This is a genomic window from Caballeronia novacaledonica, from assembly GCF_900258035.1.
Lineage (GTDB): Bacteria > Pseudomonadota > Gammaproteobacteria > Burkholderiales > Burkholderiaceae > Caballeronia > Caballeronia novacaledonica.
In genome coordinates, this window is sequence record NZ_OGTP01000023.1 from 55116 (window position 1) to 69072 (window position 13957).

Below are 13957 nucleotides of genomic sequence, written 5' to 3' on the forward strand. Positions count from 1 at the left end.
GCAAGCGTTCTTGTTGTCGTCGCGCGGGCATCGGCGCAAAAAAGTTCGACAGACGAACACCGATTCTAATAGCGAACACGCGTCCGAGGGTACTTAAGAAGCTTGCGCTTCGTCAACGCGGGCTTACCCGCGTATGACGAAGCGCTGACGTGTGGCTGTCGGAGGGAGGGAATGAAGCGCCGTGCGTCAGGCCACGCGCCGGCCCGCGCGATAGGTCTCGCGCGGAACCTGCACGCCGTCCACCGCCGCCACGCGCACGAAGTCCGCGCGCAGGCCCGTGGCGATGGCGCCGCGATCGGTCAGGCCGGCCGCATGCGCCGGCGACCACGAAACGGTTGCGACCGCGCGCGGCAGCGACCAGCCGGCCTTGCTCACGAGATCGAACACGGCGATCAGGAGACTCGACGGCACGTAGTCCGACGACAAGATGTCGAGCAGCCCTTCGCGCGCCAGTTCGAGCGCCGACACGTTGCCCGAATGCGAGCCGCCGCGCACCACGTTCGGCGCGCCCATGATCGTCGCGATGCCGTGCTCGCGCGCGGCGCGGGCGGCTTCGAACGTCGTCGGAAATTCGGCGAGCGCGATGCCGTCGCGGGCCGCTTCCTCGACGTGCTCGACGAGCGTGTCGTCGTGACTCGCGAGCGAGATGCCCAAGCCCTTGCAACGCCCGACGATATCCGCGCGATGCTTGGCGGCATAACGCGCCTGATGATCCGCCAGCTCGGCGAGGATCTGGTTCGTGTGCTCGTCGCTCCACTTGCCGTGGCGCTCCTGATACTTGCGCCACTTCTCGTGGTCCTGCCATTGCCGTTGGCCGGGCGTGTGATCCATCACCGAAGCGAGCCTGAACAGCGGATGCGACGAGAGCGAATCGAAGACTTCGACGACATCGGTCGTGCCCACTTCGCATCGCAGATGCAGGAAGTGATCGGCGCGCAGCAGATCGCGCTCGACGAACTTGCCGATCGACTTCGCGCATTGCACCTGAAGCTCGCGGCCACGCACGCCGTCTTCGGGACGCGAGCCGACGCCGAGCGCATCGAACACGGTCGTGATGCCGGCGGACGCCACCTGCGCGTCATGCACGATGATCGCCGCTTCGTGATTCCACAGCACGCCCGGACGCGGCGCGAGATGCTTTTCGATGTTGTCCGTATGCAGTTCGACGAAGCCCGGCAAAAGATAATCGCCGTCCCAGTCCACGGCTTCGCGCGCCGCCGTATTGCCCGGCGCGATCTCCGCGATGCGTCCGTCCTCGACACGCGCGGTGCCCGTGAACTCCTCGTCGCGCGTCACGATGCGCGCATTTTTGATCAGCATGTCTGCAACACTCCGGAATCGGTTTGAACGGATGCGCCGTTGACGCTCGCGAGCCGCACGATGCGCGTCGCGACGCGCTCGCGCGTGTCCTCGTCATGAAAGATGCCGACGATCGCCGCGCCTTTCTCGCGCGCCTCGACGATCAGATCGGCGACCACGTCGCGGTTCTCGGCATCGAGCGACGCGGTGGGTTCGTCGAGCAGAAGCAGCGGATGCGCCGCGATCAACCCGCGCGCAATATTCACGCGCTGCTGCTCGCCGCCCGAGAACGTCGCGGGCGCGAGCGTCCACAGACGTCGCGGCACATTGAGGCGTTCGAGCAGGACGCTCGCGCGAGTGCGCGCCTCGTCTTCGTCCACGCCGCGCGACACGAGCGGCTCCGCGACGAGATCGAGCGACGACACACGCGGAATCGCGCGCAGAAACTGGCTGACGTAGCCCATCGTCGTATTGCGCAGGCGGATGATCTCGTGCGGCGCGGCTTCGGTCAGCACGACGTGACGCGCGGCACGGCTGTCGTCGCGAATCGCGATGGTGCCGCGCGTCGCGAGATAGTTGCCGTACATACAGCGCAGAAACGTACTCTTGCCCGCGCCGGATGCGCCCGCGAGCACGACACACTCGCCGCGCTCGACATCGAGCGAAACCCCCGACAGCGCCGCGATACGCACGCCGCCCTGCTGATGCAGCGTGAAGGTCTTTTCGATGCCGCGCGCCTGCAGCATCAGTTTGTCGTTCGTGACAAAGGCATTCATGGTCATGTCTCGCACCTCAAACGGGCAGCACGGACGCGACGAGCGTCTGTGTATAAGGATGTTGCGGATCGTCGAGCACCTGGTCCGTGAGACCGCTCTCGACGACGCGCCCGTCCTTCATCACCATCAGCCGATGCGCGAGCAGACGCGCCACGCCGATATCGTGCGTGACGATCACGGCGGCCAGATGCAGCTTGCTCGTCAACGTGCGCAGCAGATCGAGCAGACGCGCCTGCACGGATACATCGAGGCCGGCGGTCGGCTCGTCCATGAACACGAGGCGCGGACCCGTCACCAGATTACGCGCGATCTGCAGGCGCTGTTGCATGCCGCCCGAAAACGCCGAAGGCAATTCGTCGATGCGCGCCGCATCCAGTTCGACGCGGCTCATCCAGTCGGCGGCCGTATCGCGCAGGCGGCCATAGTGGCGCGCGCCGATCGCCATCAACGGCTCGCCGATGTTCGCGCCCGCCGATACGTTGCGGCGCAGGCCGTCGCGTGCGTTCTGATGCACGAAGCCCCATTCGGTGCGAGACAGAAGCCGCTTGCGTGCTTCGGCGAGCGTCAGGAGATCGAGCGCTTCGCCTTCGCGCGTGGTGTACGTGAGCGCGCCGCCGTCGATCTCGCTGCGCAACGCGAGCGCATTCAGCAAGGTCGATTTCCCCGAGCCCGATTCGCCGACGATGCACAGCACTTCGCCCGGATACACGTCGAGATCGACATCGACACAACCGCCGCGTCCGTCATAACGCTTCGTCAGGCGCGTCGCTTTCAGCAGTGCGTTCATTGCGACACCTCTTCATCGCCGCGACGGCTGTGGCAGTAATCGCTGTCGGAGCAGACGAACATGCGCGTGCCCTGATCGTCGACGATCATTTCGTCGAGAAAGCTTTCGTGCGAACCGCACAGCGCACACGCGTGCTCCCACTTCTGCACGCTGAACGGATGATCCTCGAAGTCCAGGCTTTTCACCTTCGTATAAGGCGGAATCGCGTAGATGCGCCGTTCGCGGCCCGCGCCGAAAAGCTGCAATGCGGGATTCATGTGCATCTTCGGATTGTCGAACTTCGGGATCGGCGAAGGCGACGTCAGATAGCGGTCGTTCACGAGCACCGGATAATCGTAGGTTGTCGCGATGCTGCCGTGCTGCACGATATCCTCATAATATTTCACGTTGATGAGGCCGTAGTCCGCGAGCGCGTGCAGCTTTCTGCACTCCGTCACGCGCGGTTCGAGCCGGAACAGCGGCTCGGGCATCGGCACCTGATAAACGATGATCTGCTTGTCCGTGAGCGGCGTCTCCGGAATACGGTGACGCGTCTGCACGATGCTTGTATCCGCAGTGCGCGTGGTGGTCGCCACGCCCGCGGTGCGCGCGAAGAAGCGGCGAATGTTCACCGCGTTGGTGGTTTCATCGGAGCCCTGATCGATGACCTTCAGCGTGTCGCTTTCACCGATGATCGCCGACGTGACCTGCAAGCCGCCGGTGCCCCATCCGTACGGAAGCGGCATTTCGCGCGACGCGAACGGCACCTGATAACCCGGCACCGCCACCGCCTTGAGCAGCGCGCGGCGAATCATGCGTTTGGTCTGCTCGTCGAGATACGCGAAGTTATAGCCTTCGGTGAGTGCGTTCATGCCGCATTCTCCTTGTTGTCATCCGCGCCATGCGCCGCGCGCAGCCGGCGAAGCAGTTCCAGCTCGGATTGAAAATCGACGTAATGCGGCAATTTCAGGTGTTGCACGAAACCGGACGCTTCGACGTTATCGCTGTGATACAGCACGAATTCGGGATCCTGCGTGGGCGAACCCACGGTTTCGCCCAGTTCCTCCGCACGCAATGCGCGATCCACGAGCGCCATCGCCATCGCCTTGCGTTCGGAATGGCCGAAGGCGAGACCATAGCCTTGCGTGAAGGTCGGCGGCACGTCGCCGCTGCCGGCGAACTGGTTGATCATCTGACATTCGGTCACGTCGATCTGGCCGATCTCGACCGCAAAGCCGAGTTCCTCGATCACCATCTCGACCGCCACTTCACCGTGACGAATCTCGCCCGCGAACGGATGGCTGTGCGCATAGCCGCGCTGCGTCGCATAGCCGACCGCGAGCAGAAAGCCTTCGTCGCCGCGCGCGAGATTTTGCAGGCGCGTCGAGCGATCGGCGGGAAACGACAGCGGCTCGCGCGACAGATCGCCCGGCGGCGGAGCATCCTCGTGCGCCCGCTCCTGCTCGATCAGTCCTTCCTTGTCGAGCATCGACAACACGCGCGGCATCGCGCTTTCGTCGGGCAACTTAGCGGCGATAGTTGCATCGCTAACTTGTTCGCCTTCGGCGAGCAAGGTGAAATCGAGCAGACGCTGTGTGTAATCGTAGGTGCCGCCCAGCATCTGGCCGCCGGGAATGTCCTTGAACGCCGCCGAGATGCGGCGCTCGACGCACATCGCTTCCGTATCGATCGGCAGCGTGTAGCCGAAGCGCGGCAGTGTCGTGCGATACGCGCGCAGCAGGAAGATCGCTTCGACGAGATCGCCCGCCGCCTGCTTGATCGCGAGCGCAGCGAGGTCTTCGTCGTAGACGGAGCCTTCGGTCATCACGCGCGCGACGGCAAGACGCATCTGCTCGCGAATCTGCGCGACGGAAAGCTCGGGCACGGCGACGTCGCCGCGGCGCTTCTTCGCGAGCACGTCCCATGAACGTTCGATGGCGCGTTCGCCACCCTTGACCGCGACGTACATCAGTTCACCTCCACGTGCGTCGTGCGCGGCAGGCCGACGAGCGAGCCGCCCGCGACGAAGTAGCAATCGATGCCGCAGGGAAAGAGCGCGGTGAGCGCCGCGCGCTCGCGCCAGAATTCGCGCGACAGACCCGCGATGCCGACCGTGCGCGTCTCGGCGATGCCGGGACCGCTCCACACGAGCGGCTCGCCTTCGGTCAGCGAGGGCACGCGGATGAACAACGTGGCCGAATCCTCGGGCGACTCGGGATCGCCGTGCGAGAACGCATCGAGCGAAGGCATGTCGCGCGCATCGTCGATATAGGCGAACGCGGCCGCGCGGCGATCGCGCGTCAGGGTCGCGCTTGCATGGAAGCGCAGCGCGTCGCCGAGCACGTCGTCTTCACGTTCGATGAAAACCGGCGTCGAATAATCTGTCAGCGCGAGCAGCGACGCGAACGCGGCGAGCGGCACGCGTGCCGCGAGCGCATCGCGCATGGCGTGATTATTCGGCAGCGCGGCATCGATCGCGACGATGCTGCCCGGACGCGACAGCGCATCGAGCAACGCGCGGAACACGCGCTGCGCGTCGTGCACCGTGTCGTTGAAACCGGGCACGAGCCGGGTCATGTCGATTCTCATCATTCGCCTCTCACCATCGTGAAAAATTCGACCTTGGTCGCCGCCGCTTCCGCTTCCTTGCGACGCCGCTCTTCAGCGATGCGCGCGGCCAGCGGCTCGATTAGTTGCGTCTGCAACTTGTCGGCGTAGCGCGGCATCTGCAGGAGCGCATCGGCGAGCGCGGCGAGCGTCGCGCGCTCCTTGTCGCGGCCCATGTGCACGGCGACGCCGACCGGCGCGCTGCCGTCACCGGTACGCAGCCGCAGCGTGGCGCGCGTGACGGTGGTTTCGCCGAGATTGAACGCATCGCCCGTGCCGCCGATGCGCCCGCGCACCATCGCGAGCCCGATGTCCGGCGCGCGCAGCCACTCGTATTCGGGCGCCTTCGCGCCTTCGAGCGCGGCGTCGAGCGCCTGTTTCAGCGCATCGCACGGCGTGCGTGCGAGCACCGCCATCCATTCGCGGCGGCCCCAGGCGTTCTGCATTGAATTACTCATCGCTTTCCCTATGTCTGGAAGGATCCGGTTGTCGTATGGTACTCGTCGTTTGATCTAGTCGTCTAGACGTTTGGTCGTGTAGTGAGGCTTTCACATTTCCATCACGAGTTGCGCACTACAATCCAGAGAACGATATTCAAACCGACAGGAATGACAGCGCAATGACATCGAACGAAAACGCCGCGCCAGGACATGCGGTCGAGCGCGGCGCCGGGGTCGCGGTCTGGCGGCAGATCGAGCAGATTCTCGCCGCCGAGATCGCCGCGAAGAGCTTCGGGGACGAAGGCCGTCTGCCGAGCGAGGCCGAGCTCGCCAAGCGCTTCGACGTGAATCGTCATACGGTGCGCCGCGCGATGCTGCGGCTCGCCGCGACGGGCCTCGTCAGCGTCGAGCAGGGACGTGGCACGTTCGTGCAGCCGGGCGCGATCGACTATCAGATCGGACGCCGCACGCGTTTCACCGAGAATCTGCGCCGCCAGAAGCACACGTCGGCGGGCGTCGTGCTGAGCTCCGAGCGCGTGAAGGCCGATCCGACCGTCGCGAAGGCGCTCGGCGTGCGCGCGGGCACGCTCGTCTATCAGATCGAGACGCGCCACGATTCCGACGGCATCCCGATGACCTACGCGCGCAACTGGTATCCGGCGGCGCGCTTCAACGAGCTGCCCGCGGCGATCGAAGCGGCGGGCGGCATCAGCGCCGCGCTGGAAACGTTCGGCGTGAAGGACTACACGCGCAAATGGAGCCGCATCGGCAGCGTGCTGCCTTCGTCGGACGTGGCGCGGCGCTTGCAGATCAATCGCCAGCAGCCGGTGCTGTGGGTCGAGAACGTCGATGTCGACGAAGAAGGCGTGCCGGTCAAGTACGGCATCACGCATTTCGCGGCGGACCGCGTGCAATTGATGGTCGAGCACGATCTATGAATGTCGCTCGAAATCCGCGCGTCGCGCTCTATTACGCGCCGCCCGCATCGTCCGCATGGTGGCGCGACGGTTGCGAATGGCTCGGGCGCGATCCCGAGAACGGACGCGAGACCGCAACCGCCGCGCATGACGTGACGCACGCGCCGCGCCGTTACGGCTGGCATGCGACGCTCGTCGCGCCCTTTCACGTGGCGCCCGGCATCGAACTCGCGGACGTGCTCGCATGCGCGCGCGCATGGGCGAGCCTGGTGCCGCGCTTCGAGATGCGCGTGAAGGCCGCCGAACTGGGCCGGTTCGTCGCACTGCGGCCCGCCGAAGCCAACGACGACGCCACGCTTCGCACGCTCGCCGCCAGCGCCTTGCAGGCGCTTTCCGCACTGCGCAAGATGCCTTCGCACGAAAGCATCGAGCGGCGCATTGCAGATGGCATGAGCGCGCGGCAAATCGAGCTTCTGCGCGCATGGGGCTATCCGTATGTCTTCGACGAGTATCGCTTTCACATGACGCTCTCCGATTCGCTCGACGACGCGAACGTGCGTGCGTCGATCATGTCGGACTGGATGAAGCGCATCGACACGCTCGGCCCGTTGCCGGTGCACGGCGCGGCGCTTTTCATCGAACCGGAGCCGGGCGCGCCCTTCACGCTGTGGCAGCGCCTGCCGTTCAACAACGCACAGGATGTGGCATGACCGCAGTCGATAGCACGAAACTGATCTACGTAATGGGACCGTCGGGCGCGGGCAAGGACTCCCTGCTCGGCTTCGCGCGCGAACGCATCGGCGCACAGATGATGTTCGCGCATCGCTACATCACGCGCGCGGTCGCGGACGGCGAGAACCATATCGCGCTTTCGCATGACGAATTCACGTCGCGGCTTTCGTATGGCCTCTTCGCGATGCATTGGACCAGTCTCGGTCTGCGCTACGGCATCGGCATCGAGCTGGATGCGTGGCTCGCGCGCGGCATGACCGTCGTCGTGAACGGCTCGCGGCAATATGCGGAACTCGCGCTCGAGCGTTATCCCGAAGCGCGCTTCGTGCATATCGATGCAACCCCTTCGGTCCTGGCCGCGCGCCTCGCGCGTCGCGGCCGCGAAGATGCGCGACAGATCGAAGCGCGTCTTGCACGCCGCCCCGCGTTCGAATTGCCGTCGCACGCGCATGTCGTGAAGATCGACAATTCCGGCATGCTCGCCGACGCCGGCACTCAGTTCCTCGACGTGCTCGCGCGCGCCGGCGGCATCTAGGCTCGACTCGTTGCGTTTGCGTTCGCGCGGCGCAGCTCGGCAAGGCGTTCGCTGCAGGCGCAGAAACGACGCGAGCGCCTGATCAAGGCGCTCGGCATCGAGATTTCATGACGTCATGACGTGGCTCAGATCACGCGTTCGCGCACCCATCCCGACATGAGATCGATCAGCGACACGATCACGATGACGATCAGCATCACCGCCGCCGTCTGCGCATAGTTGAACGAGCGGATCGCCTCATAAAGCACGACGCCGATCCCGCCCGCGCCGACCATGCCGACGACCATCGCGGAGCGCACGTTCGATTCGAAGCGATACAGCGCGAACGAAATCCACAACGGCAACACTTGCGGCAGCACGCCATAGACGATTTCGTCGAGACTGCTCGCGCCGGTCGCGCGCACGCCTTCCGCGGGCCTCGAATCGACGGCCTCGACCGCTTCGGCGAACAGCTTGGCGAGCACGCCCGTCGTATGCACCCACAGTGCGAGCACGCCCGCGAACGGTCCGAGCCCGACCGCGACGATGAACAACATCGCGAAGACCATTTCGTTGATCGCGCGGCACGCGTCCATCAGACGGCGCACCGGTTGCGATATCCACACGGGCGCGATGTTCTGCGCCGAGAGCAGGCCGAACGGCACCGCGCAGACCAGCGCGAGCGCCGTGCCCCACACCGCGACCGCGAGCGTCACGATCATTTCATGCACATACGTGCGCCATTCGCTGAAGTCGGGCGGAAAGAAGTCGCGCGCGAACTGGCTCATGTTGCCCGATGCGCCGAGCAGATCGAGCGGGCGCATGTCCGCGCTCGTCCATGACAACCCGAGCACCGCGATCAAGACGATCCAGCCGAGCATCGACGTCCAGCTTCGCTTGGGCGCGCTCGCCTGCACGGGCCGCACGATGCCGGCCTCGAACGTGGTTACGTCGAGCGGCTTCATTTACTTCGCCGCCGTGTTGCCGAGCGCGGCGATCTTCTGATCGAGTGCGGCGATCTGCGCCTGCTTGTCGGCGGCGTCGAGATGCGCATCGTTCTGCACCTGCTCCTTCTTCTGAAAGAGCGCCATCTGGCGAATGGGCACGAGTTGCGCGTCCGACGAATCCGCGAAGCCCGAGTAACCCGAGATGGCGGTCATCACAGCCTGCTCACGCGGATCTTTCTCCGCATAGTGATCGAAGAAGTTGCGCAGCTTGTCCTTCGTGGCCTGCGGCAAATCGCGGCGCCACACGAGCGGGTCCGACGGAATCAGCGGCGACTTCCACAACACGCGCACCTTCGGATACAGCTCCGGATGCTGCGTCCTGATGGTGTCGAGCATGTCGGTGTTGTTGGTCGCGACATCGATCTTGTCGTTCACGACCGCCAGCATGTTCGCCTCGTGGCTCGAAGGCAGCACGCTCTTGAATGCGCTCTTTACATTGATGCCGTTCTTCGCGAACAGATAATACGAAGGCACGAGCGTGCCCGAGGTCGAGTTCGGATCACCGAAGCCGAGATTGACGTCCTTCGTGTTCTTCAACACCTGATCGAGCGACTTCCACTTGCTGTTCACGTTCGTGATGAGCAGCGAGTAATAGCCCGCTTCGCCGTTCTTGTACTTCACTTTTGCAAAGACTTCGCCATTCGAACGATCGACGGCTTCGATCGCCGATGCATTGCCGAAGAAGCCCATCTGCACCTTGTTGAAGCGCATCGCCTCGATAATGCCCGCGTAATCGGTCGCGAAATAGGCCTTCACGTCGAGGCCCGTCTGCTTGTTCAGATCGTCGATGAGCGGCTGCCAGCGCTGCTTGAGCGCGGCCGACGAATCCGTCGAGATGATGCCGAAGTTGATCGTCTCGGCAAGAACGTTCTGCGTCAGAAGGCAAGACGCGAGCGCGGCGCCAGCCAGGAAGAAACGGGCTGTTTTCATGATGCGATCCAGGGTTGATGTTGGGTTCGAAACTCAGACACTCGCGGCCGGTACGAATACCGGCGAAGCTTGCGTGTCCGCGATTTGCGCGGTGTGATGCGTGAGCAGTTCATCCGCCGACGAGCCGTACAGCTCGCGCAGCACGGAGGGTGTGAGGCGCTCGCTTGCGCCGTCGAACACGACGCGGCCATCGCGCAGGGCGATCGTGCGCGGGCAATACTTCATCGCGACATCGATCTGATGCAGCGACACGACGACCGTCAGCTTGTGTTCGCGGTTGAGCGTCTGCATCAATTCCATGACGCGGCGCGCCGATTCGGGATCGAGCGACGCGATCGGCTCGTCGGCGAGCACGATGCGCGCACGCTGCACGAGCGCGCGCGCCAATGCAGCGCGTTGCTGCTGGCCGCCGGACAGATTGCTCGCGCGTTCGAACGCGTGCTCGCCGATGCCCATTGCGCTGAGCGAATCCATCGCAAACGAACGCTCGCCGCGCGGAAAACGCCCCGCGAGACGACGCCACAGCGATACGCGCGACAACGCGCCGATCAACACGTTGGTCATCACCGAAAGGCGTCCGACGAGATTGAACTGCTGAAACACGAAGGCGACGTCGCGGCGAATCGAACGCACTTCGCGCACGATCTTGCCGTTCTGCTGGATCGGCCGGCCGAGCAACGTGACGTGCGACGGCGCGGGGTCGGATGCCGTGAAGCCGGCGATATGCCGCAGAAGCGTCGACTTCCCAGACCCCGATGCGCCGATGAGCGCGACCATTTCGCCCTCTTCCACGCACAGATCGACGGAGTCGAGCGCCTTGCGGCCATTCTTGAACGTCTTGGTGAGACGCTCGATGCGAATTGCGTCCATAGCTTCCCTCGATGGGCGCGCTCAAACGGCGCGCTGAAACGTTCGAGAGATTCTAAAAAGCGAACATGACGAGAAGGTGACGCGGATGAGACGTCTAGATGAATACATGACTTCGGCAAACGCCGAGTGAGACGATCGAGCAGGAAATCGATCCGAACGAGCATTCACATTCCGCATGCCGCGCGCCATGATAGTTGCAAATGCAACAACCTTTCGGGACTTCATCATGAACACGATCCATACGGATGTCGCCATCATCGGTGCAGGCAGCGCGGGACTCTCCGCGTATCGCGCGGCGAAGGCGGCGGGTGCTTCGGCGATTCTCATCGAAGGCGGCGCGCACGGAACAACGTGTGCGCGCGTCGGTTGTATGCCTTCGAAGCTGCTCATCGCGGCGGCCGATGCCGCGTATCACGCGACCCACGCGGATGCATTCGGCGTGCATATCGACGGCGCGGTGCGCATCGACGGACGCGAGGTGATGGCGCGTGTGAAACGTGAGCGCGATCGCTTCGTGAGCTTCGTCGTCGCGGGCGTCGATGCGATGCCCGATGCGGACAAGCTCACCGGCTACGCGCGTTTCATCGACGACAACCTGCTGCAAGTGGGCGAGCACACCAAGGTGCAGGCGAAGAGCGTGGTGATCGCGACGGGATCGAGCCCCGTCATGCCCGCGATGTATCGCGCGCTCGGTGATCGCGCGATCATCAACGACGACGTGTTCGCGTGGGACGATCTGCCGAAACGCGTCGCGGTGATCGGCGCGGGTGTCATCGGACTGGAACTTGGTCAGGCGTTGGCGCGGCTCGGCGTGCGCGTGTCGGTGCTGGGTGCGCGCGGGCGCGTCGGACCTTTGAGCGATCCGGATGTGCGCGGATATGCCGAACGTGTATTCAGCGAGGCGTTTCGATTCGAGCCGCGTGCGCAAGTCGAAGCCGCATCGCGCGAAGGCGACGAGGTGCGCTTGCGTTACGTTTCAGGTGCAGGCGAACTGATTGAAGATACTTTCGATTACGTGCTCGTGGCCGCGGGACGCAAACCCAATGTCGGCGGGCTTGCCTTGCAGAACACGTCGCTCGCGCTCGATAGCGACGGCGCGCCCGTGTATGACGCGCTGACCTTGCAGGCGGGCACGCATCCGGTGTTCATCGCCGGCGATGCGAACGGCGTGCTGCCCTTGCTTCACGAAGCAGCCGACGAAGGCCGCGCGGCAGGCACGAATGCAGCGCGCTACCCGCATGTCGCGCCGTTCGAGCGTCGCGCGCCGATCGCGATTGCATTCACGGACCCCGGCATTGCAATGGTCGGTGCGCGTCATATCGACCTGACGCAAGGCGCCTTCGTGACGGGCGAAGTAAGTTTCGAAGATCAGGGACGCAGCCGCGTGATGCTCAGAAATCGCGGGTTGATGCATGTCTATGTGGATCGCGCGAGCCGCCGGTTCGTCGGCGCGGAATGGATCGGGCCGGATGCGGAGCATATTGCCCACCTGCTCGCGTGGGCCTTGCAGATGAAGCTCACGATCGACGATATGCTAAGGATGCCGTTCTATCATCCGGTGGTGGAAGAAGGGTTGCGGACGGCGTTGCGGGATGCGGCGGGGAAGCTTGGGTGATTGTCGGGCAACGTGGAAGCCGACACCTTCGCTTCGTCACCGGTTGCGGGCGGACCGGTGACGATTCGATGCCCGCTCAGCAGCTCTTCGACCGTTACCCATTCGTCGAGAAGTTGCTCACCGCGAACTCCGCGCCGATGGCCGATAACCGGGAATCTGGCGCAGCGCCTGATCGCACGCAGCCGAAAGCGCGGCGAGCCGATCCACGTTCGCACGCATGTCGAGCTGCGTTTGCGTGATGATCTCGCGAAGTTTTTCAAGCCGCGGCATGATGCCTTCCGCGATCTCGCGATATTCAGCCTCGCGACCAAGACACGCTTGCGCATCTTCGCGCGCTTCGTTCAGTTCCATCACCGAGACCTTGTTCTGCGCAAGACTGCGCGCGTAGTTTTCCGCCATCTCGCCCAGTCCCATCGATTGCATTCGCGCGACGAAATCCCGCGTCGATCGATAGGCGAGTTCGCCCGCGTCATAAGCCATGAATTGAACGTCGAGAATGGAAAGCGAGAGACGTCCTTCGGGTGTTGCGAATTCGAGCTTGGTCGGCATGATGTGGATCGCGCGGTTTGAGATGCCCGAATTCTATGAGCGCCGTCCGAATGCGGCTTTCGGAAGTCGGCGAAAGTGATAGCGAAGATATGAAATGCAGTGTTGCAGATGTTGTTCATCGAAAACAGCGGCATCTCCGACTTCCCGCGGTAGCTCACGCGCCGGCGCCACATCAGTAAAATGGCGTCATGGCGAACGCATCTTCCCGACCCCCGAGGCAAGAACCCGAGCTTCCGCTCCACACCCCGAGCACTGCGTCGCTCGCGCTTGCGGCGGCCATCGCGATGATCGCGTGGCTCGCGTTCGCCGCGCAAACGGACATCACCATCGCGCGCGTGGTTCATCGCGGCTTCACCGTGTTCGACGGCGTCGCGCGCATGAGCAGCTATCTGACGAACCTCACGGTGCTGCTGACCGCGCTCTGTTTCACGTGCGTCGCGACGCGCGCGCAATTTCCCATTGCACGATTCTTTCGCAAGCCGACCGTGGTGACGGCGGTCGTCGTGTATATCGTGTTCGTCGGCATCGCCTATAACGCGTTACTGCGATATCTCTGGACGCCGTCGGGCTATCGCGCGCTCGTCAACGAATCGCTGCATACGATCGTTCCCGCGCTCGCCGCTTTGTACTGGTTCCTGTTCGTGCCGCGCTTTCATCTGTCATTGCGACGATGCGCGCTCTGGCTCGTCTATCCGCTCTCGTATTTCTGCTTCACGCTATGGCGCGGAAGTCTTTCCGACTTCTATCCCTATCCGTTCATCAACGTCTCGGAGCTGGGTTATGAGCGCGTGCTCATCAATGCCGCGATGCTCGTCGTGGCGTTTCTCGTGTTGATGGGCGTATTTCTCGCGATTAACCATCGGCGCGAAGATTTGAGCGTGGCCGATCCGGAGGAAGAATCCGGCGATTCTTCCTCCGGTCATATCGATTAGCGT

At 63.8% G+C, this 13957-nt stretch carries 16 protein-coding genes; 5 read left to right on the forward strand and 11 right to left on the reverse strand.

Features of this window, described 5'->3' with window-relative positions:
* Positions 1-186: 186 nt before the first annotated feature.
* From NOV72_RS25450 to phnG, 7 genes are read right to left on the reverse strand one after another with little or no spacing between them, the layout of a single operon-like run.
* The gene (locus NOV72_RS25450; protein ID WP_106857328.1) at positions 187-1320 is read right to left on the reverse strand and encodes an alpha-D-ribose 1-methylphosphonate 5-triphosphate diphosphatase; all 1134 of its coding nucleotides are present in this window, start codon (positions 1318-1320) and stop codon (positions 187-189) included.
* Entirely contained in the window at positions 1314-2081 is a 768-nt protein-coding gene (phnL, locus tag NOV72_RS25455) for a phosphonate C-P lyase system protein PhnL (RefSeq protein ID WP_106857329.1), read from the reverse strand. The genes NOV72_RS25450 and phnL overlap by 7 nt, the downstream gene beginning before the upstream one ends.
* A gap of 10 nt (positions 2082-2091) precedes the next feature.
* Complete coding sequence (gene phnK / locus NOV72_RS25460; protein WP_106857330.1) at positions 2092-2862, reverse strand: phosphonate C-P lyase system protein PhnK; 771 nt, start codon at positions 2860-2862, stop codon at positions 2092-2094.
* Positions 2859-3713, reverse strand: a complete 855-nt coding sequence (locus tag NOV72_RS25465; protein ID WP_106857331.1) for an alpha-D-ribose 1-methylphosphonate 5-phosphate C-P-lyase PhnJ — start codon at positions 3711-3713, stop codon at positions 2859-2861. Before NOV72_RS25465 ends, phnK begins: the two co-directional genes overlap by 4 nt.
* Positions 3710-4810: a carbon-phosphorus lyase complex subunit gene (locus tag NOV72_RS25470; RefSeq protein WP_106857332.1), complete on the reverse strand. Its 1101-nt coding sequence runs from the start codon at positions 4808-4810 to the stop codon at positions 3710-3712. The genes NOV72_RS25465 and NOV72_RS25470 overlap by 4 nt, the downstream gene beginning before the upstream one ends.
* Positions 4810-5433 (reverse strand): phosphonate C-P lyase system protein PhnH, encoded by a 624-nt coding sequence (gene phnH, locus NOV72_RS25475; RefSeq protein WP_106857333.1) that lies wholly within the window; start codon positions 5431-5433, stop codon positions 4810-4812. Before phnH ends, NOV72_RS25470 begins: the two co-directional genes overlap by 1 nt.
* Positions 5430-5906: a phosphonate C-P lyase system protein PhnG gene (gene phnG, locus NOV72_RS25480; protein WP_106857334.1), complete on the reverse strand. Its 477-nt coding sequence runs from the start codon at positions 5904-5906 to the stop codon at positions 5430-5432. The genes phnH and phnG overlap by 4 nt, the downstream gene beginning before the upstream one ends.
* Positions 5907-6067: 161 nt before the next feature.
* Between phnG and phnF the strand changes: the two genes are divergently transcribed.
* The 3 genes from phnF to phnN are packed head-to-tail and all read left to right on the forward strand — an operon-like array spanning position 6068 to position 8072.
* Positions 6068-6826 (forward strand): phosphonate metabolism transcriptional regulator PhnF, encoded by a 759-nt coding sequence (phnF, locus tag NOV72_RS25485; RefSeq protein ID WP_106857335.1) that lies wholly within the window; start codon positions 6068-6070, stop codon positions 6824-6826.
* A complete protein-coding gene (locus tag NOV72_RS25490) occupies positions 6823-7515 on the forward strand; it encodes a DUF1045 domain-containing protein (RefSeq protein WP_106857336.1) in 693 nt (230 codons plus the stop codon). The genes phnF and NOV72_RS25490 overlap by 4 nt, the downstream gene beginning before the upstream one ends.
* A complete protein-coding gene (phnN, locus tag NOV72_RS25495) occupies positions 7512-8072 on the forward strand; it encodes a phosphonate metabolism protein/1,5-bisphosphokinase (PRPP-forming) PhnN (protein ID WP_106857337.1) in 561 nt (186 codons plus the stop codon). Before NOV72_RS25490 ends, phnN begins: the two co-directional genes overlap by 4 nt.
* Before the next feature lie 125 nt (positions 8073-8197).
* On the opposite strand, the gene phnE is transcribed toward phnN, so the two are convergent.
* The 3 genes from phnE to phnC all read right to left on the reverse strand — a co-directional run bounded on the left by phnE (position 8198) and on the right by phnC (position 10858).
* The gene (gene phnE, locus NOV72_RS25500; protein ID WP_245933152.1) at positions 8198-8932 is read right to left on the reverse strand and encodes a phosphonate ABC transporter, permease protein PhnE; all 735 of its coding nucleotides are present in this window, start codon (positions 8930-8932) and stop codon (positions 8198-8200) included.
* An 84-nt stretch (positions 8933-9016) separates the two neighbouring features.
* Positions 9017-9988, reverse strand: coding sequence for a phosphonate ABC transporter substrate-binding protein (phnD, locus tag NOV72_RS25505; protein WP_106857339.1), 972 nt, complete (start codon positions 9986-9988; stop codon positions 9017-9019).
* Positions 9989-10021: 33 nt separating this feature from the next.
* Entirely contained in the window at positions 10022-10858 is an 837-nt protein-coding gene (gene phnC / locus NOV72_RS25510) for a phosphonate ABC transporter ATP-binding protein (RefSeq protein ID WP_106857340.1), read from the reverse strand.
* Positions 10859-11084: 226 nt separating this feature from the next.
* Here phnC and NOV72_RS25515 point away from each other — a divergent pair, with 226 nt between their 5' ends.
* On the forward strand, positions 11085-12473 hold the full coding sequence (locus tag NOV72_RS25515) for a dihydrolipoyl dehydrogenase (RefSeq protein ID WP_106857341.1): 1389 nt from the start codon (positions 11085-11087) through the stop codon (positions 12471-12473).
* Positions 12474-12590: 117 nt separating this feature from the next.
* On the opposite strand, the gene NOV72_RS25520 is transcribed toward NOV72_RS25515, so the two are convergent.
* A complete protein-coding gene (locus NOV72_RS25520; protein ID WP_106857342.1) occupies positions 12591-13022 on the reverse strand; it encodes a hypothetical protein in 432 nt (143 codons plus the stop codon).
* A gap of 188 nt (positions 13023-13210) precedes the next feature.
* Between NOV72_RS25520 and NOV72_RS25525 the strand changes: the two genes are divergently transcribed.
* A complete protein-coding gene (locus NOV72_RS25525; protein WP_106857343.1) occupies positions 13211-13954 on the forward strand; it encodes a Pr6Pr family membrane protein in 744 nt (247 codons plus the stop codon).
* Positions 13955-13957 lie beyond the last annotated feature (3 nt).